This window comes from Agrobacterium tumefaciens (assembly GCF_005221385.1).
Taxonomy (GTDB): domain Bacteria; phylum Pseudomonadota; class Alphaproteobacteria; order Rhizobiales; family Rhizobiaceae; genus Agrobacterium; species Agrobacterium tomkonis.
The window spans coordinates 2,972,126-2,994,133 of the sequence record NZ_CP039903.1; the positions used below are offsets into that span (position 1 = coordinate 2,972,126).

The window sequence follows — 22,008 nt, forward strand, 5'->3', positions numbered from 1 at the left end:
AAACCGTCTGCCTTCGGGCAGGCGGTTCTTTCATGGATGCAATCAGCGTCTTTTCGCCTTTAGAGCTGTTCCATCGCCGAGGGGTTATTGGACACTTTGGACCAGCGGGCGATCGATTCTTCCGCCAGCGCTGCAAGCGTTATGCTTCCAAAGCGGGACAGGAGGATGTTCTCAGCCTCTTTCATGGCATCAAAAAGGGCCTCGTTGACCGCCTGTTCGATAACGCAGTTGGGATTGTCGCCCGCCAGACCAATGGAAAACAGCTCCGGTGCACCGAGCGCCCGGTAAATATCAAGCAGCGTGATCTCGCTGAGCGGTCGCGCCAGGACCCAACCGCCGCCATGGCCCTTTTCCGATGAGACATAACCATGCTCTCGCAGGCCCGCCATGGTTCTGCGCACCACGACAGGATTGGTCTGCAGCATGGCCGCGATGCTTTCGGAGGTCGCCGCTCTCTCGTGTTTCTCCATATGGATCAGAATATGCAGCACCCTTGAAAGGCGCGTATCGTGTCTCATTGCGCAAGCCCATTTGTTTTTTGCAACGCTATCAGTTCCGAACTGACGTAACAATATAAGTTGCATGACCCTTGACTCGAAAAATCACGTAACAATATAAGTATCGTGAAAATGAACGGGCGCTTCCTGCCCGGTCTTGAACGATAGGTGCATCATGAAATTCGACGTCATCATCATCGGCGGCAGCTATGCCGGTCTTTCCGCCGCCCTGCAGCTGGGCCGCGCCAGAAAGAACGTTCTTGTTGTGGATGCCGGTAAAAGAAGGAACCGTTTTGCCAGCCATTCCCATGGTTTTCTTGGTCAGGATGGCAAGGCGCCGGGCGAGATCGTCGCCGAAGCGCGCCGCCAGATCGAGCGCTATCAGACAATAGAATGGGCAGAAGGCAGGGTGACCGATGCCGAGGGGTCTTTTGGCGATTTCGCCGTCGAGATCGATGGTCATCACCGCGAAAGTGCCGCCCGGCTCATCCTTGCCATGGGCGTTACCGATGAGCTGCCCGACATAACCGGGCTGAAAGAGCGCTGGGGCTCTTCGGTCTTTCATTGCCCCTATTGCCATGGTTACGAACTCGATCAGGGAAAAATCGGCGTTATTGCGGCTTCACCCATGGCTATTCATCACGCCCTGATGCTGCCGGACTGGGGGGCGACGACTTTCTTTACCAATGGCATATTCGTGCCGGATAGGGATCAGGATGCGCTTCTGTCCGCCCGTGGTGTCCGTGTGGAAAAAGACCGTATCGCGGAAATTGCCGGACATGCGGATGTCGTTCTGTCCGACGGCCGCAGCATTGCGCTCGCTGGCCTTTTCACCCAGCCGAAACTGCGGATCACCTCGGACTGGATCGGAAAACTTGGCTGCGCCGTGGAGGAGGGGCCCATGGGATCGAGCATCGTGATTGATGCCATGAAACAGACCACCGCCCGTGGCGTCTTTGCCTGCGGTGATGTTGCAAGGCCGGCAGGCACGGTCGCCCTTGCGGTGGGCGACGGTGCCATGGCAGGTGCTGCGGCTCACCGGTCGATCCTGTTTCCGGAATGATCAGTTGGAGGCGAGGCTCAGCCAGCGCCCGGGCGGCATGCCAAAGGCGTTCTTGAAATGCCGGGTAAAATGCGCTTGATCGGCAAACCCGCAGGCAAATGCCGTTTCAGCAAGGCTGGCGCCGGCCCGCATCATCTCCTTGCATTTTTGTAGCCGCCGCATGATGAGATAACGATGCGGGCTGGTTCCCAGAAGGCCGCGGAAATGCCGGAAGAGCGTAAAGCGGTCGAGCCCGCTTATTCGCTCCAGTTCCTCTGAACCAACAGTGTCGGCACTGTTCTCCAGCAGATAGTCCCGACACCGCAGAACGGCGCCCCGGTCAATCCGTTTGATGGTTGTAGCGCTACCGTTCGAATGTTTGGAAAGCAGATCCGCCAGTCTCGATTGCCAGTCGGTCAGGAGCAGATTGTCCGGCTTGCTTTCGAGATTGGCGAGAGCTTCGATCAGGCATTGCCGGAACGCGGGGTCTTCGATGACGGGATTCTTTGCAAAGGGCAGCGTTTGATATCCCGCCTGCGCGATTTTTTCAGGAGGGAGATAGAGCATACGGTAGCGCAGGCCCTCATCCGTGCCTGCGCCGCCGTCGTGCACTTCGTCGGGATGCAGCACGATGACATTTCCCGGCATGCTGAAATGCGAGGTTCCGCGATAGGAAAAGGTCTGGACGCCGGCAAGCGTGACGCCGAGCGCATAGGTATCATGGCGATGCGGCGCATAGGCATTGCCATGAAAGCGCGCTTCGATACGTTCTATGCCCTCGCTTGCGGGCGCCTGGACTATACCCTCGAATTTGCACGAACGTTCAAGATCGATGACGTGCGGAGGGTCTAGGGTTGCTTCTCTTTCGTAACCACAGCCAGATTGAGTTTGCATGTTTGATACCAAGATCGCCGTCATCCTTCGTGATGACCTTGCCGTATGGCAAAAACTGAACGTTACCGCATTTCTCATGTCGGGCATTGTCGCCCAGACCGGAGAGATCATTGGGGAACCATACCGCGATGGCGCAGGCAACGTCTATAACCCCCTGTCCATCCAGCCGGTGGTGGTCATGGCCACGGATCAGGAGGCGCTGCGCAAAATTCATCAACGGTCCCTCGAACGCGACATCACGACATCGCTCTATATCGAGGAGATGTTCGCGACCGGGCACGATGTTGCCAACCGCCAGGTGTTTTCGGAGTTTTCTCCCGACAATGCCAGGGTGGTCGGCATGGCGCTGAGGGCGGACAAGAAGATCGTTGACAAGATCACCAAGGGCGCAAAGCTGCACGCTTGAAGATATTCCTTCAAACGCAAAAGGGAGGCTGTAAGCCTCCCTCCAATAGCGATGCAGTATGAGCGCTGCTTATTCGTCGTTCATCTTCAGAGCGGCGATGAAGGCTTCCTGCGGAATTTCCACCTTGCCGAACTGGCGCATGCGCTTCTTGCCTTCCTTCTGCTTGTCCAGAAGCTTGCGCTTACGCGTCGCGTCGCCGCCATAACACTTCGCCGTCACGTCCTTGCGCAGCGCGCGCACGGTCTCACGGGCGATGACCTTGCCGCCGATGGCCGCCTGAATCGGGATCTGGAACATGTGCGGCGGAATGAGTTCCTTCAGCTTTTCGCACATGCCGCGTCCGCGCCGGTCGGCCGCCGAGCGGTGCACCAGCATGGAAAGCGCATCGACAGGATCGCCATTGACGAGGATCGACATCTTGACGAGATCGCCTTCGCGATAGTCGATGATGTTGTAATCGAACGAGGCGTAACCCTTGGAGATGGATTTCAGCCGGTCGTAGAAATCGAACACGACTTCGTTGAGCGGCAATTCATAGGTGATCATCGCGCGGTTGCCGACATAGGTCAGCTCCGTCTGCAGGCCGCGCCGGTCCTGACACAGTTTCAGGATGCCACCGAGATATTCGTCGGGCGTCAGGATCGTCGCCTTGATCCACGGTTCGCGGATTTCCTTGATCTTCACAACGTCAGGCATGTCGGCCGGGTTGTGAAGTTCCTTCTCGGTACCGTCAGTCAGCGTCATTTCATAGACAACCGAAGGTGCTGTGGCGACAAGATCGAGATTGAACTCGCGCTCAAGGCGTTCCTGAATGATTTCCAGATGCAGCAGGCCAAGGAAGCCGCAACGGAAACCAAAGCCGAGAGCAGCTGACGATTCCATTTCGAAAGAGAAGGAGGCGTCGTTGAGGCGAAGCTTGCCCACTGCCGCGCGCAAATCCTCGAAGTCGGCCGCGTCGACCGGGAAGAGGCCGCAGAACACCACGGGCTGTGCCGGCTTGAAGCCGGGCAGGGCCTGCGCGGTCGGGCGCTTGTCGTCAGTGATCGTATCACCAACACGCGTATCGGCGACTTCCTTGATCGAGGCGGTGATGAAACCGATCTCGCCGGGGCCGAGGCTGTCGACATTGACCATCTTCGGGGTCAGCACGCCAACGCGCTCGACGCCGTATTTGGCGCCCGAGCCCATCATGCGGATCTGCTGGCCCTTGCTCAGCACGCCATCGATGACGCGTACCAGAACCATGACGCCGAGATAGGTGTCGTACCAGCTGTCGACCAGCAGTGCCTTCAACGGGCCGTTTTCGCCAACTTCGCTCGTCGGCGGCGGCAGGCGGTTGACGATGGCTTCCAGAACATCGGGAATGCCAAGTCCGGTCTTGGCCGAAATCATCACGGCGTCGGAAGCATCAATGCCGATCACTTCCTCGATCTGCTCCTTGATGCGGTCGGGTTCGGCCGCCGGCAGGTCAATCTTGTTGAGCACCGTTACCAGTTCGTGATCGTTGTCGATCGCCTGATAGACGTTGGCGAGCGTCTGGGCTTCCACGCCCTGCGAGGCGTCCACGACCAGCAACGAACCTTCGCAGGCCGAAAGCGAACGGGAAACCTCATAGGCGAAGTCGACGTGGCCGGGGGTGTCGATGAGGTTCAGCACATAGGTTTCGCCGTTATTCGCCTTATAGTGCAGGCGCACGGTCTGGGCCTTGATGGTGATGCCGCGCTCGCGCTCGATATCCATCGAATCGAGAACCTGTTCCGACATGTCGCGTTCGGCAAGGCCGCCCGTCGACTGGATCAACCGGTCGGCCAGCGTCGATTTGCCGTGATCGATGTGGGCAACGATCGAGAAGTTGCGGATATGGTCCAGGGGCGTGCGGGTCGAATTTGTGCTCATGCCCCGCGCTATAGCAGGGGCTTCTCATGCCGCAAAGCGGGAATTTGGTTAAAAGCCCTTTAAAATGGGCTTTTCAGCTCGCAAATTGCTCCGGCCAGTCGCGGCGGGTGGCCACCTGCCCCTCGGTCCTGAGCCTTGCGACGGTGGCGAGATCGATATCGGCGATCAGCAGCGTGCTTTGCGTCACCAAATCGCTTTCGCTTTCCGCAATGATGCCGGATGCCGGCATGCCGTAGTCGGAGGGCACGTAAAGCGCCGCACGGCCGCGATTTTCATCGACGGCGGGCGACCATGGGGCCTCACCTGCGGTGGGGGAGGAGAGCACGGCATATTGGTTTTCCAGCGCCCGCGCCTGCGCGCCGATGCGCACCCGGTAAGCGCCGGCCAGCGTGTCGGTGCAGCTGGGAGCGAGGACCAGTTCCGCGCCAAGCTCCGCCAGCCTGCGGCCGAGCATGGGAAACTCGTTATCGTAACAGATGAGGATGCCGAGCTTGCCGATTGGCGTGTCGAAGGCTTTCAGGCCCTCCGTACCGGCATGGATGTTCCATTGCTCCCGCTCGAAACGGGTCATGATCTGCTTGTCCTGATAACCGATCAACCCGTCCGGCCCAAACAGCCATGCCCGGTTGCGGAACTTGCCGTCCGGGTCCTTCACCGGCGCGCTGCCCGGCTGGAAGAGGATTTGATGTTGCCTTGCCAGCTCTTCGCAAAGTTCCACCCAGGAAGGAATAAGCGGCTGTATCTCTTCGATGGAACGGTGCAAATCCGACCGTGCCTCGGGCGGCAATTGCCCTGTCAGCGCCATCGCCGAATATTCCGGCAGAAGCAGCAGTTCCGCACCCGTTTCTTTTGCCTCGCGCACGATGGCCGCAAGATGCACCGTATAGGCTTCCCATGTCTCGATCAGTTCGATGGCATATTGGCTGGCGGCGAGGCGAGTCATCGGTTTCTATCTCCTGCGGCGATGTTCTTCATCCAGAAGGACAGCGGTTTCGGGCTCTCGACGCTCTCATCGATATCCTGCCAGGTAAAGCTGGTGCGCAGCTCGGGGTGGTGGCGATAGCCGCGCTTTTCCCAGAAGGCATTCAGCGGCATGTAATCCGCCGGGCGGCGCGGGTGATCGGCGGGCCGCTCGACAGCGCAGAAGGTGCACCAGTCAAAGCCCAGATGTTTGGCATGGGCCTCCCGTTCCTCGAAGAACCGCACGCCGATGCCGTGACCGCGATAATCCGGCAACAGCACGCTTTCGCCAAAATAAAACAGCTGCAACGGGTCGTAACCGGCCGCCAGGAAAGGCGATTTCACCTCGTCGGTTTCCGCCGCCATGGGCATGCCCGTGGACATGCCGACAACCTGCCTGCCGTCGAGTGCCAGCACGAAAACAGCGCCCTTCGTATCGGCATAGGTGGCCAGATATTTGCGCTCATACTCCACCGAACCATCGTAGAGATAGGGGAAAGCGCGGAACACCGTGATCCGCAGCCGCGCGAGATCATCAAAATAGGGTGAAGCATCGATGCCGGAAAGAGACTTGATTTCGACGGTCATGGGCATTTTCACTTTCGGTTCCGCTGGTTATACCGTCATGGAAAACCCGCGCAAGCTTTGAACGGAGAAGATGATGACCGCTACTGAAACCATCCGCGCCTATTACGATGCCTTCAACCGACAGGACATGGATGCCTTTCTGGCGCTTCTTCATGACGAGGTGGTGCATGACATCAATCAGGGCGAGCGCCAGACCGGCAAGGCCGCTTTTGCCTCCTTCATGGACCACATGAACCGCTGCTATAAGGAAAACCTCACCGACATGGTGATCATGGCGAGCGCAGACGGCAAACGCGCCTCTGCCGAATTCACCGTGAACGGCGAATATCTTGTGACCGATGAGGGCTTGCCGCAAGCCGAAGGCCAGAAATACGTCCTGCCCGCCGGTGCCTTCTTCGACCTGAAGGGTGGAAAAGTTAGCCGAGTAACAAACTACTATAATCTGAACGACTGGATTGCCCAGGTCGGCGCCTGAGGCCTTGGCCTTTCCCGCTACAATGACCACCCGACAGTAATCGTTTTTCCACTATCGTGGATATTGACTCCATCATATGGGAATTCTAATCTCATATGATGGAAAACAAAGATCATATTCTCGAAAGTTCGATCGGTGAGCGGATCAGGGCGTTGCGGGCTGAAAACGGCCTGACGCTGGACCAGCTTGCCGCCGAATCCGGCGTCAGCCGTGCCATGATTTCCCGCATCGAACGTGGTGAGGCGAGCCCGACCGCGTCGCTGCTCGCCCGCATCTGCGCCGCACTCGGCCTGTCGCTTTCCGGCTTCTTCGCGGAAAATGAACAGGCGATGTCCCCGCTGGTGAAGAAGCGGGACCAGCAGCTCTGGAAAGATCCCGAAACCGGTTATGTCCGCCGCGCCATCTCCCCGCCGCGTGTCGGTTCCAATGTCGATATTGTCGAGGTCGAGTTTCCACCCGGTGCGCGTGTCGGTTTTCCGCCGCATGCGGCAAGCCGCGGCATGACGCAATATGTCTGGCTTTTCGAAGGGGTTATGGAGATGACGAGTGGCGGCGCGGTGCATCTGATGGAGGCTGGAGATTGCCTTTTCATGCCGGTCGGTGAGGGCCATGTTTTTCACAATCCTTCCGAAAAACCCGCCCGTTACGCCGTCGTGCTAGACCAAAGACAGCGCTGATCTTTCCAGAGGAGTTTTTTATGGACACCATCCGCGTGCTGAACGGGCAAGAGACGCTCGACGTGCTTCCGGAGCTCTGCGAAGTTCTCTCCGCCTGCGTCAACGGCGGCGCATCCGTCGGTTTCATGTTGCCTTTCTCTCCGCAGGATGCAGAGCCCTTCTGGCGAGCCGTGGCGGAAGCGGCGGGCGAGGGCGGTACGATCCATGTGGTGGCGGAAATGGATGGCAAGGTGGTGGGCACCGTGCAGGTGGGCCTCGCTTCCAAACCCAACCAGCCACATCGCGGTGATCTGATGAAGCTTCTCGTGCATCCCTCGGCCCGCGGTCTCGGGCTTGCCCGCAAGCTCATGCAGAAGGTGGAAGAGGAGGCGGCAAAACGTGGCCGTACCCTTTTGGTGCTGGATACGGCCACGGGCAGCGATGCAGAGGCGATCTATCCCCGACTTGGCTGGGAGCAGGTCGGGGTCATTCCCGATTACGCCCTGTTTCCCGATGGGCGCTATTGCGGCACGACGCTATTTTACAAGCGGATCGGCTAGCACATTTCCGCCGCTTATTGTCCCGGCTTCAGCGTGCGGTTGAAGGCGGCAACAATCATCTTTTCCAGTTCGGCATGAATATCCGCACGGTCGCGTGGCCCGGCCGGTTCGCAGATCGGATCGCGCTCGCCAACGGATTTGAGAAATGCATCGGCATCCGGTTTGCATAGGGGCAGGAAGCTGAAATGGTTGGCCTCATCGACCTGCTGATAGGTCGCGCCGGGCACCTCGGCTGCTAGTTTGTCCGCCAGCACGGCCGGCGGAATTTTCCCCTTGCTGCCGAGATTGATGAAGGTCAGCGGAATACCGATTGTTTTCAGGCTGTCCGGCTGGAAGGCGAGTGCGAGGCCAGGATCGACCAGCACGGCGGAACGAATGCGTGGATCGCGGTTCTGCTGCTCGAAACGGGCCTTGTCGAGGGTTCTGAGATCGAGCTTCGGCACGCTCACCGGCTCGCCATCGAGGTAACCCCGGCCGCCGGCGAACCATTGGCAATCCATCATCGTGGCATAGTCTTCGCAATAACGCGCATAGGCATTGAGATCGGCGCGTGCGCCCGAAATCTCCATTGCCGCACTGCCGCCGAGCGAAAAGCCGAGGACGCCGATCCTCTGCGCATCGATCGCGCCCGACCATTTGCCCTGCGTCGTCAGTGCTGTGAGGATCGTAGAGAGATCACCCGTCCGCTCCCAGATTTTCGGCGTATCGGCAGGTGTGGAATCGCCGCTGGTAGTGCCGGGATGGTTGGCGCCGGCGACGATGAAACCTTCGCTCGCAAGCTTTGCGGCGATCCAGGCCATGCCGCTCACTCTCGAGCCCGAGCCGTGTGACAGAAGCACCAGCGGCAGGCGACCCGGCTGCACTGCGCTGTCCTTGAAGACGGGCGTGCCTTGAAAAATCCGGTCCTCGCCGGAAAGCGTCTGCGTGCCGTTGCCCTCCGAAGGATACCAGACGGTAACGGCTAGATCCTTGCCACGTTCGGGAGAATGGATGGCGATTTCGCTGACGCCCACAGCTTCATTTGCAAAAGCCGGCTGGGTAATGAGAGCGGAAAACAGCATGGTTGTGATGGTGATGATGGGGCGCATGAAAAACCTCTTGCGGTCGGAAGAACGAGACCCAATCTGCATTGTCACCTGTTTTCCGCGTCCTTGATCGCGTTTGAGGTCGTACCGAAACGCGATCTGGTCCATGAAAAGACAACAGGTCGTCGATCCGGGATATTTGTTCGTGCTTTTCATTCCCCTGCCATTCGTCGTGGCGCTTCTGCTGGTCGTCATGTTCATCGTCTTTTTTCGAGGCGGAGACGATGTGCGGACGAACCGCGCCTTTCTGGCGCTGATTGCGCTTTGCGCGGTGCAATCGGTTCTTGTTGGCCTGCGCTGGGGCTATGGCGTGAATGCGGTGCGTTATGTCCTGCCGGTCCTCGCCGCCTGCCTGCCGCCACTTGTCCATATCGCCTTTCGCGGCTTGATGAGGGTCGGGGCAGATAGCAGGAGAGCGATGCTGGCAAGTCTCGTGCTCTCGCCTCTGTTGATTATTGTTCTGGAATTCGCCTTGCCGGTGGCGATTGATCTTGCCTTGATCCTCATCTTTGTCGGCCATGCCGCCGCACTGCTTCTTCTGGGAAGAAAAGGGCCGGATGGGCTGGATGAGGCGCAATTCGCCAGCGTCACCTCGGCGCACAGGGCGCTGATCATCGCCGCTGTGGCGTTATGTGTTTCGGCGCTGTTCGATCTTCTCGTGTTCCTCGATTTTGAGTGGGCGCATGGGGAAAATGTCGCCGCACTTGTTAGCAATGCCAATCTTTTCGGGCTTTTGCTGATCGGTCTGATGGCCGCCCTGGCTGGAAAAAGCAAAGCGCCGCAAACGGCTGCAGAGCCGGCTGAGGAATTGCCGCCTCCCTCAGAGCCATCGGAACAGGACCGCGACATAGTCGCAAGCCTCGACCAACTTATGACAAAACATGCGCTTTACCGTGACGAGAACCTCAACCTGACGCGGCTGGCCAGGCGCTTCGGCCTGCCAAGCCGGCAGATATCAGGCGCGATCAATCGTTCCCTCGGCATCAATGTCTCGCAATATGTCAACCAGCTCCGTATCCGCGAGGCCTGCCGGCTGCTGGAAGAGACGGAGCAATCGGTGACGGCGATCATGTTTTCCTCGGGTTTCCAGACCAAGTCCAACTTCAACCGGGAATTTCGCCGTGTTACCGGCATGAGCCCGGTGGACTGGCGTGAACGACAGGTGTGGAAGCTGGTTTCGCCAAACAAAACGGCCACCCGGCAGATGCCGGATGACCGTCTGAAGATGGTCGGAAAATGATGAGGGATCAGAGCGTGCCGTTGCGCTGCTGGATCATCATGTAGGTGTCATAGGTATATTCGGCGATCTGGGCCCAGAGATAGGCGTCTTTCTTGAATGCCTGCTGGCTTTCGTAGATCTTCTTGAAGTTCTCGTTCTTGGCCGAAATCTCCGCATAGGTTTCCTGCGCCGCCTTGTGGCAGACATCGAGGATTTCCTGGCTGAACGGTCGCAGGATGGCGCCCTGCGCCACAAGTTCCTTCAAAGCCTTCGGATTGTGCGCGTCGTAGCGCTCCAGCATGCTGGCGCTGCCGGCAGCGCAGGCGTCTTTCAGGATGCGCTTGTAGTTTTCCGGCAGCGCGTTGAATTTCTGCAGGTTTACGAAAGCATGAACGGCCGGGCCGCCTTCCCACCATGCAGGATAGTAATAGTATTTTGCGACCTTGTAGAAGCCGAGCTTCTGGTCGTCATAGGGGCCGACAAATTCGGTCGCGTCGATGGTGCCCTTTTCCAGAGCGGCATAGACATCACCGCCGGCGATCTGCTGCGGGGTAACGCCAACCTTCTGCATGACCTGGCCGGTCAAGCCGGCAATGCGCATCTTCAGACCCTTCAGGTCATCGATGGTGTTGATTTCCTTGCGGAACCAACCGCCCATCTGAGCGCCCGTATTGCCGAGCAGGATCGAGTAGATATTGTGCTGGGCAAGGAATTCGTTGAGCAGCTCATTGCCGCCGGCCTGGTTGAACCAGGCATTCGTCTGGCGCGCGTTGAGACCGAAGGGAACCGAGGTTCCGAGCGCGAAGGTCGGGTCCTTGCCGACGTAATAATAGGCGCAGGTATGCGCCATTTCGACGGTTCCGGCCGTCACCGCATCCGCCGCCTGCAGCGCCGGCACGATTTCGCCGCCGGCGAAATGCTGGATGACGAAGTTGCCGCCGGAAGCTTCCTTGACGTGATCGGCGACCATCTGGCCGGCGCCGAAAAGAATGTCGAGGCCCTTGGTGAAGGATGACGTCATGCGCCAGGTGATTTTGGGGTTTTCCTGCGCAATGGCCGGAGCGGCCAGCGCAGTTGCGGTAACACCGGCGCTGAGAGCGCCCGCCTTGCGGATAAATGATCTGCGATCCATGTCGATAAGCCCTGATACGTCTGCATATTACGGGCGAACCGCACGGTACGCCTCCCAAGGGCTACTAAACATTTATCCTTGCAGCCATCAAGAGGGAATGTTCCAAACTTGCGCGCTCTTCTGCAATGCCTGTCGATTGCTGTTTTGGCACGTGATCGCGTTCTGCTTGTGGCCTCCGCCCCGCCGTGGTCAGGGTTGAGTGGGTTTTAATGCCGGATCGTCTATTGCAGGATTATAAAACAGCGACAGCGTCAGGCTTCTCGCGATGCGTTCGGCCGTTTCCATAAACCAGTCATGGGCCTCCCTGCTCGGCGCGATATCATCAAGCGTCGCCGAAAATAATGTGAGCCATTGTGGGAAAAGTTCGGCCGTCATGCCTTTGACACCCAGATGCGCCTGCACCGGCTTGCCGCCGTAACCGCCATTCTTGAAGGCGACGGCTGCCCAGAACTGTTTCATTTTGGCCATATGTTCCGGCCAGCGCCCGGTAAGACGTGCATCAAAGACAGGTCCGAGCGTCGGATGTTTTAGAACGCGGCTATAAAATGTCTCCACCAGCAGATCGATGAAGCCGGAATCAACGCCGATCTCTGCCATGGCTCTTTCCGCCCGGTCTTGAATCTCCGCGCTATGGGCGGCCTTTGCCGCGATGGGATCCTGCATCGTGCTTCCTTTTCCGTGAATTTACGCCGCTTGGCCGCGCTGGGCAATGCGACGCTTTGACGTATTAGAATTATTCTAAAGAGCTTGATTGTGAAGGTGTGTCGCTGTATTTAGAATTATTCTAAAAAGGTTTAAGCCATGTTACGTAGTCTTTTTTCCCTTTCCAAACGCCCCTTCTCTTCGCTTGGCGAACAGGAAATCCTGGCGCTCGCCATCTCGTCGGAAGAGGATGATTCCCGTATTTACCGCTCCTACGCAGATCATCTGCGCGGACAATATCCGCAATCGGCAAAGGTTTTTGATGACATGGCCGAAGTCGAGCAGCAGCATCGAAATGTGCTGATCGATATGCATCGCCGCCGTTTTGGAGAAACCATCCCGCTGATCCGCCGCGAACACGTGCGCGGCTTTTACGAGCGCACGCCGGACTGGCTGGTGAAAAACCTGTCGCTAGAGAAAATTCGCGCCCAGGCCGAATTGATGGAAGCGCAGGCGATCCGGTTCTACGATGAAGCGGTCAAGCGCACCACCGATGCCTCGACGCGCCAACTGCTCGGTGATCTGGCTGAGGCGGAGCGGGGCCACGAAGACGTGGCGCATATGCTGGAAGAGAAACATCTCGATGCAGATGGCAAGACCGAAGAGGCTGAAACCGCAAAACGCCAATTTCTGCTGACCTACGTGCAGCCGGGCCTTGCTGGCCTGATGGATGGCTCTGTCTCGACGCTCGCGCCGATCTTCGCGGCCGCCTTCGCCACGCAGGATACCTGGCAGACCTTCTTGATCGGTCTCTCGGCTTCCGTCGGCGCGGGTATTTCCATGGGCTTCACCGAGGCCGCCCATGATGATGGCAAGCTTTCGGGCCGCGGCTCGCCGGTAAAGCGGGGTTTCACTTCTGGCATCATGACGGCCGTCGGTGGCCTCGGTCACGCGCTTCCCTATCTCATTCCGCATTTCTGGACGGCCACGGCCATTGCTGCCGTCGTCGTTTTCGTGGAGCTCTGGGCCATTGCCTTCATTCAGAACCGCTTCATGGAAACGCCGTTCCTGCGGGCGGTGTTTCAGGTTGTGCTTGGCGGTTCGCTGGTTCTGGCAGCCGGCATCATCATCGGCAACGGGTGAAAAAGAAAGAGCCCGCGGCGGCGGGCTCTTAATCTGTCAGAATGGTAGTTTGAGTGTCAGCGCAACGCGCCAACCAGAACATCACGACCATCTTCGATGGAAACCCAGCGGCCCGTATTGAAAGACGCCTGCCGTTTCAGATAGGTGTAGTTGGTGTCTGTCCAGAGCTTCACGTCGTCGGTGAGGTTGTCGAGAATATAATCGCCATCGGTGGTGCGAAGCGTCAGCACGGCATGGCCCTCGCCGTCCGGCTTGCGCACGACGGTGATCAGCAGGTCGGCCACGGAAAAACCGCGCTCGATGAGCTTCTTACGCTTCAGCAGCACAAAATCTTCGCAATCGCCGGCCGTCGTCGGATATTCCCAGACTTCGTCCTTGCCGTAGATTTCCTGATCGGTCATCGCCACGATGGTGGTGTTGACAGAGGTGTTGATCTCACGAATGACGCCCCAGCCATATTCGGTGACGCGCGGCGGCGGCGTCATCTTGTTACGAATGTTGCATTCATCCGAATATTTCTGACAGAACTCATAATGGCCGATCGGCTGGGAGGTAATCCCGCCCGTCACCATGGAAGGGCTTCCCTTGATTTCCGCCATGGCGGAAGCAGCAGTCATTAGCCCGGCGGCAACTGCAAACAGCAGCGCACGCGCCAGCGGTGCGTTCATCATGAAACCCGTCCCTTAATTCTTAATGAAAAGTTAAGAGGGATGGGGGGTAGGAGTCAATCATTAGCAATCGGTGGCGCGCAAGACTCGTTGAATATGGTTAAGAGCGTTGCGCAAATGCCTATATTGCAAGGGCTTTGACGGCCGCGAGCATCCTGTCGATATCCTGTGGCCGGGAAAGCCGGTGGTCGCCGTCGCGGATCAGCGTCAGCACCACGTCGTCGGCGGGAAGGTGCTCGAGGAGCTTCAGCGCGTGCTGATAGGGAACGTCAGGATCGCGCATGCCCTGCAGGATGTGAACGGGGCAGCCGGTGGTGATGATGCCTGTGAGCACGCGGTTCCGCCTGCCGTCCTCCATCAGTGCCCGGGTGAAGATGTTGGGTTCGGGGCTATATTCCGAATGTTCCTCGAAATAGCCTCTTTCCACCAGCGACGTCTTTTCCGCTTCCGTCAGGCTGGGCTCTATCAACTCCGCAGTAAAATCGGGAGCGGGGGCAATAAGAACCAGACCGGCGACGGAAGGCACACCGCCTGCCTTGCGCAGCTCCTCGACCATGCGCAACGCAATCCACCCGCCCATCGACGAGCCGACGAGGATGACACGCGACGATGCCTTGGCGTGCACCACGGTGAGCGCTTCTTCCAGCCACCGCGAAATCGTGCCTTTGTTGAAATCGCCGCCGGAAGCTCCGTGGCCGGAATAATCGAGCCGCAGGCAGGCAAGACCTTTTTCTGCTGCGAAGCGATCGAGCTCCACCGCCTTGGTTCCCGTCATGTCGGAACGATAGCCGCCGAGCCAGACAAGCAAGGGTGCGTCCGGCTGTGATGTTGCGCGGCGATGGAGAAAAGCGATGTTGCGGGTGTCGTCACCTGCTCCTATATGCAGGAATTCAGCGGCTTGTTCGGTCATGTATATGCAATTCTCCTGATTTTCGTGCAATATCGGCGGCGTATTTGCAAAAACCGTGGCAAGAGGTGATCTTTTCGGGCAGATATGCTATTGACTTCGCCACGGCAATAACGACATTTCCGCCGCTTGTACCAAACAAGCTGTTTTTTGCTGACGTGATCCAGAAACAGATCAGGAGAATACGACCATTCGCAGACCTTTCAAAGCCGATGCCCCCGTCAAGGAGGGCCCGCGCTCCAACCGGGAAATTCGGGTTCCCAGAGTTCAGCTTATTGATGAAGAGGGCCAGAACCTCGGTAGCATGCCGACGGATCAGGCTTTGAAAATGGCGGAAGAGGCCGGTCTCGATCTTGTCGAGATTTCGCCGAACGCAGAGCCGCCGGTATGCAAGATCCTCGATCTCGGCAAGCTTAAATACTCGACCCAGAAGAAAGCCGCTGAGGCGCGCAAGAAACAGAAGATTGTCGAGGTCAAGGAAATCAAGATGCGCCCCAACATCGACACGCATGACTATGACGTGAAGATGAAGGCGATGAACCGCTTCTTTGACGAAGGTGACAAGGTGAAGGTGACGCTGAAGTTCCGTGGCCGTGAAATGGCCCACCAGGAACTTGGCATGAAACTTCTCCTTCAGGTGAAGGAAGATACCCAGGCGATTGCCAAGGTTGAAGCCGAGCCGAAGCTGGAAGGCCGTCAGATGATGATGGTTCTCGCCCCGAAATAATTTTGCGCCAGTCCTGAAGACTGCGTAAATCACCGCCGCAAGGGGAAATTTTCATTCCCCGTTGCGCTTTTAGCCGACTGCGGTTATAAGCGCGCGTCCGAACGGTCCGGCAGGGCATGCCGAGGCCGTTCCTGAATAGCTTGAAATAGGCCTCGTCTGCCTGTTTCGATACAAAAACACGGAGTAGCAAAATGCCCAAGATGAAGACGAAGTCCGCTGCAAAAAAGCGGTTCAAGATCACCGCTACCGGTAAGGTTGTTGCAGCCGCCGCCGGTAAGCGCCACGGCATGATCAAGCGTACCAACAAGTTCATTCGCGACGCGCGTGGAACCATGGTTCTCGCCGAAGCTGACGGCAAGAAAGTCGTCAAGAACTACCTGCCGAACGGTCTCTGAGACTTTTCCGCACTTTTGGACACTTTAAGGAGATCATGACATGGCACGCGTAAAACGTGGCGTAACTTCCCGCGCCAAGCACACCAAGACACTCAAGGCAGCCAAGGGCTTCTACGGCCGCCGCAAGAACACCATCCGCGCAGCAAAGGCTGCCGTGGATCGTTCCAAGCAGTACGCTTACCGCGACCGCAAGGTCAACAAGCGCAACTTCCGCGCTCTGTGGATCCAGCGTATCAACGCTGCTGTTCGCGAATTCGGCCTGACCTATGGCCGCTTCATCGACGGCCTGAACAAGGCTGGCATCGAAGTCGACCGCAAGGTTCTGTCCGACATGGCTATCCATGAGCCGGCAGCATTCGGCGCGCTCGTTGAAGCAGCGAAGAAGGCTCTTGAGTACCTCAAGGATGCTGGTACGACCAACGAGTTTGAAACCGCTGTAAAGTAATTACGGCGCGGACAATCTGTTGTTCATTTGAAACCCGCGCCGGTCCTCCGGCGCGGGTTTTCCGTTTTTGAAGTTCATGGCAATTCCGGCAAAAGCGTCAGGCGCTTCGTCCCGGATTTGTCGGAGACAAAAGGGTGGGGCATCGGCCGGCATTTGACCGGGCAAGCTCCAGGGGGCAAAAAATGCTGGTTGCCGCAAGCGAAGTGGAAAAGGCAAAGGGCTTTCACGTCCATCTCGAGGATGGTGATATCGCAGCCTTGATGCGGGCATTGCTTCAGAGCGAGCGCCGTGTGCAGAAACTCGAGCTTTCCGCCGCTACCGTCTGGATCAAACGTCAGGGCACGGAAACGCCGTCCTGGTGGATAAAGCTGCAGACTTTTCTTGCAAAACTGCTTCCCTACACCTTCATGCGGCCTTCGCCGCCGCTTGACGGTGCCGGGCTGATGCGTCGCGAACTCGAAACGCTTGAGGTCTTCAAGGCCCGCGGTTTTCCCGTTCCGCCGATCATTTATTCCTCGCTCACGGCCGTTGTTCTGGGCGATGTCGGGCCCACCATCATGGAGCGCATGGACGCGATAAAGGTCGCAAGACCGTCGGAACATGATGCCTTGCTGGTTAAATCGGCAGAAGCGCTTGGCGAACTGCACGCGGCGGGTCTCTGCCATGGTCGTCCGCATGTGCGCGACTTCTTTCTCCAGGACGGCCGTGTCGGCTTCATGGATTTCGAGGAGCGCCCTCAGGAGGTCATGCCGCTGGAAACGGCGCAGGCCCGCGATATATGGCTGCTGTTTTTACAGGTCGCAACGCGCGCCTGCGATACGTCGAAAACCTGTGATGCCGCCTTTTCCCGCTGGCGTGAAAACGCCCCGCCCCGGGCGCTGGAAGAATTGTGCCGCCTGACCGGCATTCTGGGGCGATTTTTACCGCTTGCCCGGTTGATCGGGCGCGTGCGGATGGGTAGTGATCTGCGACGCTTTATCATGGCGACCGACTATCTGATGAATGCTGTGAACCCCGAAGCCGCTCTCAAAAAAACCGGCAAGGCAGGAAAAGATGACAGAACTTGATACCTTGAAATCGCAACTGATGTCGGAGATCGCCACCGCTGCCGATGAGCCGGCCATCGAAGCCGTACGCGTTTCCGCGCTGGGCAAGAAGGGCTCGGTTTCGGAGCTTCTGAAGACGCTTGGCAGCATGACGCCGGAAGAGCGCCAGACCCGGGGCGCTGCCATCAATCAGCTCAAGACGGAGATCACCGACCTCATCGGCGAGCGCAAGAACGCGCTGAAGGATGCCGCCATCGCCGCCCGCCTGAAGGCGGAAACGGTGGATGTCAGCCTGCCGGTTCGCCAGTCCCCCACCGAGCGTGGCCGCATTCATCCCATCAGCCAGATCGTCGATGAAATCACCGCCATCTTCGCGGATATGGGGTTCTCGATCGCCGAAGGTCCTGACATCGAGACCGACTATTACAATTTCACGGCGTTGAATTTCCCCGAAGGCCATCCGGCCCGCGAGATGCACGACACCTTTTTCTTCCAGCCGGATGAAAACGGCGAGCGCAAGGTGCTGCGCACCCATACCTCGCCGGTGCAGATACGCACCATGGAAAGCCAGAAACCGCCGATCCGCATCGTCATTCCCGGCAAGACCTACCGTCAGGATTCCGACGCCACTCACTCGCCAATGTTCCATCAGGTCGAAGGCCTTGTCATCGACAAGAAGGCGCATGTGGGCAATCTGCGCTGGGTACTGGAAGAGTTCTGCAAGACCTTCTTCGAGGTCGACAGCGTGGTGATGCGTTTCCGCCCGTCCTTCTTCCCCTTCACGGAGCCGAGCTTCGAGGTGGATATCCAGTGCGACCGTTCCGGCCCCATCGTCAAGTTCGGCGAGGGCAAGGACTGGATGGAAATCCTCGGCTGCGGCATGGTGCACCCCAATGTGCTGCGAGCCGGCGGGCTGGACCCGGATGAATATCAGGGCTTTGCCTGGGGCATGGGCCTCGATCGCATCGCCATGCTGAAATACGGCATGCCGGACCTGCGCGATTTCTTCAACGCCGATGTCCGCTGGATGAACCATTACGGCTTCCGCCCGCTCGACATGCCGACGCTGTTCGGCGGTTTGAGCGTTTAATCCGGTTAGCCAAGGAGCAAAGACATGAAATTCACTCTTTCCTGGCTGAAAGAGCATCTGGATACCGATGCGACGCTGGACGAGATTTGCGAGCGGCTGACGGCGATTGGCCTCGAGGTCGAGGACGTTGACGACAAGGCGGCCTACAAGCCTTTCGTCATCGCCAAGGTGCTCTCCGCCGAGAAGCACCCGGAAGCTGACCGCCTGAAGGTTCTCTCCGTCGATGCCGGTGACGGCAAGCCGGTGCAGATCGTCTGCGGCGCCCCGAATGCACGCGCCGGCCTCGTTGGTGCGCTCGCGCGGCCCGGCATGTATGTTCCGGGCATCGACGTCACCCTTGCCGTCGGCAAGATACGCGGCGTCGAAAGCCACGGCATGATGTGCTCCGAAAAGGAGCTGAATATTTCCGACGATCACGACGGCATCATCGACCTGCCGCAGGATGCACCTGTTGGTACCTCCTTTGCCACCTATGCCGGCCTCGACGATCCGGCCATCGAAATCAACCTGACGCCCAACCGTCCGGATTGCACCTCGATCTACGGTATTGCCCGCGATCTCGCCGCTTCCGGTCTTGGCAAGCTGAAGACGAACGCAGCGCCGTCCTTCAAGGTGGAAGGCACAACCGCGGTTGATGTGAAACTTGAGCTGGATGATGCAGCACTCTGCCCCGGCTTTTCGCTGCGGATCGTGCGTGGCGTGAAGAACGGTCCAAGCCCGAAATGGATGCAGCAGCGCCTGATGGCGATCGGCCTGCGTCCCATCAATGCGCTGGTCGATATCACCAACTACATGACCTTTGATCAGGGCCGGCCGATGCACGTCTTCGACGCCGCCAAGGTCAAGGGCGATCTGACGGTTCGTCGCGCGAAAGAGGGTGAGACCATCCTAGCGCTCGATCAGCGTGAATATAAGCTTGGCCCGAACAATGTCGTCATCGCCGACGAGAAAGGTCTCGAATCCATCGGCGGCGTCATGGGCGGCGAACATTCCGGCTGCGATGAAAACACCGTCGACGTGCTGATCGAATCCGCTCTCTGGGATCCGATCAACATTGCCAAGACCGGCCGCTCGCTCGGCATCATCACCGATGCGCGTTATCGTTTCGAGCGTGGCGTCGATCCGGACTATATGGTTCCGGGTCTGGAGCGCACCACCGAACTGGTTCTCGAACTGTGCGGCGGTGTCGCTGGCGAAGCCCGGGTTGTCGGTTACAAGGGCCATCAGCCCAAGGTCGTGGATTTCCCGCTGGCGGAAGTGAAGCGCCTGACAGGTCTGGAAGTCTCGGCGGAAGAGAGCCTAACCATTCTCAAAGGCCTCGGTTTTGGCGTCGAGGGAACGGGCGAGCGCGTCTCCGTCACCGTACCGTCCTGGCGTCCGGATGTTGATGGCAAGGCCGATCTGGTGGAAGAGGTCATGCGCATCCATGGCGTCGACAACATCAAGCCGGAACCGCTTGAAAGCTTCGGCGCCGTCAACGGCCGTATCCTGACCACGCTGCAGGTCCGCACCCGCACCGCGCGTCGTGCCTTGGCAAGTCGTGGCATGCTGGAGGCCGTCACATGGTCCTTCATCCCGGAAGCGCAGGCAAAGCTGTTCGGCGGTGGTTCACCCGCGCTGAAACTCGCCAACCCCATCGCAGCCGACATGTCGGACATGCGGCCTTCGCTGCTGCCCGGCCTCCTGACCGCCGCGCAGCGCAACGCCGATAAAGGCTATGGTGATGTCGCAATCTTCGAGGTCTCCGGCACCTATGAGGGCGATACGCCTGAGAAGCAGCGCCGCGTTGCCGGCGGCGTTCGCCGTGGTACGGCCTCGCTCGCAGGCAGCGGCCGCATGTGGTCCAATGCTTTGAAGGGCGGTGGCAAGCCGGTGGATGTATACGACGCGAAGGCCGATGCGCTCTCGGTGCTGGAAGCCTGCGGCTTGCCCATGGCCAATGTGCAGATCGAAGCCGGCGCGCCATCCTGGTATCACCCCGGTCGCTCCGGCACCATCAAGATGGGTCCGAAGGTCGTGCTCGGCTATTTCGGCGAGTTCCATCCGAAGACGCTGTCCGAACTGGATGTCTCCGGCGCCTATAGCGGCTTCGAGGTCTATCTCGACGCCATGCAGGAGCCGAAAAAGAAGGCGACCCGCACCAAGCCTGCGCTCGAGCTTTCGCCCTTCCAGGCGGTCAAGCGAGATTTCGCCTTCGTGGTCGACAAGTCGGTCGAGGCGGGCGCCATCATCAAGGCTGCAACGAGCGCCGACCGCAAGCTGATCACCGGCGTCAATGTCTTCGATATCTTCGAAGGCGCATCGCTCGGCGAGAACCGCAAGTCGGTCGCCATCGAAGTGCAGATCCAGCCGGTCGACAAGACGCTGACGGATGAGGATTTCGAGGCCCTGACGGCCAAGATCGTCGGCAATGTCGAGAAATCCACGGGCGGCGTTCTGCGCGCCTGAGAGTGGATGAAGGTCTGATTGAAAAAAGCCGCGGCAACTGCCGCGGCTTTTTGGTTTTTAACGGTTGGCCATCTGTGACATGCGTTCGGGATAACGTGCGCCCGCAACTTTTGCGGGGGAAAGCAGAGCGCCGAGGCTGGCGGCTTCGTCCGCCGTCAGCGATACCTCCGCAGCGGCCGCGTTTTTTTCCAGATTGGCGATTTTTGTCGTGCCGGGGATCGGGACGATGAAGTCACCCTGCGCCAGAACCCAGGCCAGCGCCAGTTGTCCGGCCGTGACGCCCTTTTCAACCGCCATGTCTTCCAGAAGCTGGATGAGCGCCAGATTAGCGTCGAAGTTCTCGCTTTGGAAGCGCGGCAGGCCGCGGCGGAAATCATCGGCGGCAAGGCCGTCGAGTGACTTCAGTGCGCCGGTCAGGGCGCCGCGACCAAGTGGGCTGAAAGGCACGAAACCGATGCCGAGTTCACGGCAGGTTTCCAGCACGCCGTTTTCCTCTACATCGCGGGTCCACAGCGAATATTCGCTCTGTATGGCCGCAATCGGATGAACGGCGTGTGCCTTGCGAAGGGTTTCGGCGCTCGCTTCCGACAGGCCGAGATGTTTCACCTTACCCTGTCGGACCAGCTCCGCCATAGCCCCCACCGTATCTTCGATCGGGACAGCAGGATCGACGCGATGTTGGTAGAACAAGTCGATAACATCGACGCCAAGGCGTTTGAGCGAGGCTTCTGCGACGGCGCGCACATTTTCCGGCCGGCTGTCGGTGCCCACCATCATCTGGCCTGCGGGTTTGCTGGGGTCGATCCTGAAACCGAACTTGGTGGCGATGACCACCTTGTCGCGATAGGGCTTCAAACCCTTGCCGACGAGAATCTCGTTATTGTAAGGCCCATAAACCTCTGCCGTATCAAAAAAGGTGACGCCGAGTTCGACGGCACGGTGCAGCGTCGCTATTGCGCTGCTTTCATCGCCGGTCGGGCTATAGGCATGGGTCATTCCCATGCAGCCGAGGCCAAGCGCCGAAACGGAAAGGTTGTTTCCGAGGGTTCTTTTTTTCATCTGTTCGTCCTTCCATAAGGAACCGCCC

Annotated in this window: 24 protein-coding genes; 13 read left to right on the forward strand and 11 right to left on the reverse strand. The window is 58.6% G+C overall.

What is annotated here, in order from left to right:
* Nucleotides 1-59: 59 nt before the first annotated feature.
* Nucleotides 60-518 carry an Rrf2 family transcriptional regulator gene (locus CFBP6623_RS14790; protein ID WP_046799225.1) on the reverse strand — a complete coding sequence of 153 codons (459 nt, stop codon included), beginning with the start codon at nt 516-518 and terminating at the stop codon, nt 60-62.
* A 154-nt stretch (nt 519-672) separates the two neighbouring features.
* Between CFBP6623_RS14790 and CFBP6623_RS14795 the strand changes: the two genes are divergently transcribed.
* Nucleotides 673-1,560, forward strand: a complete 888-nt coding sequence (locus tag CFBP6623_RS14795) for an NAD(P)/FAD-dependent oxidoreductase (RefSeq protein ID WP_046799226.1) — start codon at nt 673-675, stop codon at nt 1,558-1,560.
* Here the strand turns inward: CFBP6623_RS14795 and CFBP6623_RS14800 are convergent, their stop codons facing one another.
* A complete protein-coding gene (locus CFBP6623_RS14800; protein WP_080842737.1) occupies nt 1,561-2,457 on the reverse strand; it encodes an AraC family transcriptional regulator in 897 nt (298 codons plus the stop codon).
* On the opposite strand from CFBP6623_RS14800, the gene CFBP6623_RS14805 reads away from it, so the two are divergent.
* Nucleotides 2,432-2,839, forward strand: coding sequence for a DUF2000 family protein (locus tag CFBP6623_RS14805; RefSeq protein WP_046799227.1), 408 nt, complete (start codon nt 2,432-2,434; stop codon nt 2,837-2,839). The genes CFBP6623_RS14800 and CFBP6623_RS14805 overlap by 26 nt on opposite strands.
* Before the next feature lie 69 nt (nt 2,840-2,908).
* Here CFBP6623_RS14805 and lepA read toward each other — a convergent pair whose 3' ends face one another.
* From lepA to CFBP6623_RS14820, 3 genes are all read right to left on the reverse strand, one after another.
* Complete coding sequence (lepA, locus tag CFBP6623_RS14810; RefSeq protein WP_046799228.1) at nt 2,909-4,747, reverse strand: translation elongation factor 4; 1,839 nt, start codon at nt 4,745-4,747, stop codon at nt 2,909-2,911.
* 61 nt (nt 4,748-4,808) lie between these two features.
* A complete protein-coding gene (locus CFBP6623_RS14815; RefSeq protein WP_046799229.1) occupies nt 4,809-5,678 on the reverse strand; it encodes a carbon-nitrogen hydrolase family protein in 870 nt (289 codons plus the stop codon).
* The gene (locus CFBP6623_RS14820) at nt 5,675-6,283 is read right to left on the reverse strand and encodes a GNAT family N-acetyltransferase (RefSeq protein WP_046799230.1); all 609 of its coding nucleotides are present in this window, start codon (nt 6,281-6,283) and stop codon (nt 5,675-5,677) included. Before CFBP6623_RS14820 ends, CFBP6623_RS14815 begins: the two co-directional genes overlap by 4 nt.
* 73 nt (nt 6,284-6,356) lie before the next feature.
* Between CFBP6623_RS14820 and CFBP6623_RS14825 the strand changes: the two genes are divergently transcribed.
* The 3 genes from CFBP6623_RS14825 (at nt 6,357) to CFBP6623_RS14835 (ending at nt 7,974) form a co-directional block, all read left to right on the forward strand.
* The gene (locus tag CFBP6623_RS14825) at nt 6,357-6,758 is read left to right on the forward strand and encodes a ketosteroid isomerase-related protein (protein WP_046799435.1); all 402 of its coding nucleotides are present in this window, start codon (nt 6,357-6,359) and stop codon (nt 6,756-6,758) included.
* Nucleotides 6,759-6,853: 95 nt separating this feature from the next.
* Complete coding sequence (locus CFBP6623_RS14830; RefSeq protein ID WP_046799231.1) at nt 6,854-7,435, forward strand: helix-turn-helix domain-containing protein; 582 nt, start codon at nt 6,854-6,856, stop codon at nt 7,433-7,435.
* A gap of 20 nt (nt 7,436-7,455) precedes the next feature.
* Nucleotides 7,456-7,974, forward strand: a complete 519-nt coding sequence (locus tag CFBP6623_RS14835) for a GNAT family N-acetyltransferase (protein ID WP_046799232.1) — start codon at nt 7,456-7,458, stop codon at nt 7,972-7,974.
* A gap of 14 nt (nt 7,975-7,988) precedes the next feature.
* Here CFBP6623_RS14835 and CFBP6623_RS14840 read toward each other — a convergent pair whose 3' ends face one another.
* Nucleotides 7,989-9,062 carry an alpha/beta hydrolase family protein gene (locus CFBP6623_RS14840; RefSeq protein WP_046799436.1) on the reverse strand — a complete coding sequence of 358 codons (1,074 nt, stop codon included), beginning with the start codon at nt 9,060-9,062 and terminating at the stop codon, nt 7,989-7,991.
* 142 nt (nt 9,063-9,204) lie between these two features.
* On the opposite strand from CFBP6623_RS14840, the gene CFBP6623_RS14845 reads away from it, so the two are divergent.
* The gene (locus CFBP6623_RS14845; RefSeq protein WP_046799437.1) at nt 9,205-10,299 is read left to right on the forward strand and encodes a helix-turn-helix domain-containing protein; all 1,095 of its coding nucleotides are present in this window, start codon (nt 9,205-9,207) and stop codon (nt 10,297-10,299) included.
* Between the two features lie 7 nt (nt 10,300-10,306).
* On the opposite strand, the gene CFBP6623_RS14850 is transcribed toward CFBP6623_RS14845, so the two are convergent.
* Nucleotides 10,307-11,410 (reverse strand): TRAP transporter substrate-binding protein, encoded by a 1,104-nt coding sequence (locus CFBP6623_RS14850; RefSeq protein WP_046799233.1) that lies wholly within the window; start codon nt 11,408-11,410, stop codon nt 10,307-10,309.
* A 189-nt stretch (nt 11,411-11,599) separates the two neighbouring features.
* Nucleotides 11,600-12,073 (reverse strand): group III truncated hemoglobin, encoded by a 474-nt coding sequence (locus CFBP6623_RS14855; protein WP_046799234.1) that lies wholly within the window; start codon nt 12,071-12,073, stop codon nt 11,600-11,602.
* Between the two features lie 138 nt (nt 12,074-12,211).
* Here CFBP6623_RS14855 and mbfA point away from each other — a divergent pair, with 138 nt between their 5' ends.
* Nucleotides 12,212-13,195 (forward strand): iron exporter MbfA, encoded by a 984-nt coding sequence (mbfA, locus tag CFBP6623_RS14860; protein ID WP_080842392.1) that lies wholly within the window; start codon nt 12,212-12,214, stop codon nt 13,193-13,195.
* A 56-nt stretch (nt 13,196-13,251) separates the two neighbouring features.
* On the opposite strand, the gene CFBP6623_RS14865 is transcribed toward mbfA, so the two are convergent.
* Nucleotides 13,252-13,866 (reverse strand): transglutaminase-like cysteine peptidase, encoded by a 615-nt coding sequence (locus tag CFBP6623_RS14865; RefSeq protein ID WP_046799236.1) that lies wholly within the window; start codon nt 13,864-13,866, stop codon nt 13,252-13,254.
* A 118-nt stretch (nt 13,867-13,984) separates the two neighbouring features.
* Entirely contained in the window at nt 13,985-14,773 is a 789-nt protein-coding gene (locus CFBP6623_RS14870; RefSeq protein WP_046799237.1) for an alpha/beta hydrolase, read from the reverse strand.
* Between the two features lie 187 nt (nt 14,774-14,960).
* Between CFBP6623_RS14870 and infC the strand changes: the two genes are divergently transcribed.
* From infC to pheT, 6 genes are all read left to right on the forward strand, one after another.
* Complete coding sequence (infC, locus tag CFBP6623_RS14875) at nt 14,961-15,497, forward strand: translation initiation factor IF-3 (protein WP_077224822.1); 537 nt, start codon at nt 14,961-14,963, stop codon at nt 15,495-15,497.
* Nucleotides 15,498-15,688: 191 nt separating this feature from the next.
* The gene (gene rpmI, locus CFBP6623_RS14880) at nt 15,689-15,892 is read left to right on the forward strand and encodes a 50S ribosomal protein L35 (RefSeq protein ID WP_003493355.1); all 204 of its coding nucleotides are present in this window, start codon (nt 15,689-15,691) and stop codon (nt 15,890-15,892) included.
* A gap of 40 nt (nt 15,893-15,932) precedes the next feature.
* Nucleotides 15,933-16,337 carry a 50S ribosomal protein L20 gene (gene rplT, locus CFBP6623_RS14885; protein WP_003507464.1) on the forward strand — a complete coding sequence of 135 codons (405 nt, stop codon included), beginning with the start codon at nt 15,933-15,935 and terminating at the stop codon, nt 16,335-16,337.
* A 182-nt stretch (nt 16,338-16,519) separates the two neighbouring features.
* Nucleotides 16,520-17,404 (forward strand): phosphotransferase, encoded by an 885-nt coding sequence (locus CFBP6623_RS14890; RefSeq protein WP_046799238.1) that lies wholly within the window; start codon nt 16,520-16,522, stop codon nt 17,402-17,404.
* Nucleotides 17,391-18,473 carry a phenylalanine--tRNA ligase subunit alpha gene (pheS, locus tag CFBP6623_RS14895; protein WP_046799239.1) on the forward strand — a complete coding sequence of 361 codons (1,083 nt, stop codon included), beginning with the start codon at nt 17,391-17,393 and terminating at the stop codon, nt 18,471-18,473. Before CFBP6623_RS14890 ends, pheS begins: the two co-directional genes overlap by 14 nt.
* 24 nt (nt 18,474-18,497) lie before the next feature.
* The gene (gene pheT / locus CFBP6623_RS14900) at nt 18,498-20,921 is read left to right on the forward strand and encodes a phenylalanine--tRNA ligase subunit beta (protein ID WP_080842390.1); all 2,424 of its coding nucleotides are present in this window, start codon (nt 18,498-18,500) and stop codon (nt 20,919-20,921) included.
* Nucleotides 20,922-20,978: 57 nt separating this feature from the next.
* Here the strand turns inward: pheT and CFBP6623_RS14905 are convergent, their stop codons facing one another.
* Nucleotides 20,979-21,980 carry an aldo/keto reductase gene (locus tag CFBP6623_RS14905; RefSeq protein ID WP_046799438.1) on the reverse strand — a complete coding sequence of 334 codons (1,002 nt, stop codon included), beginning with the start codon at nt 21,978-21,980 and terminating at the stop codon, nt 20,979-20,981.
* Between the last annotated feature and the right edge of the window lie 28 nt (nt 21,981-22,008).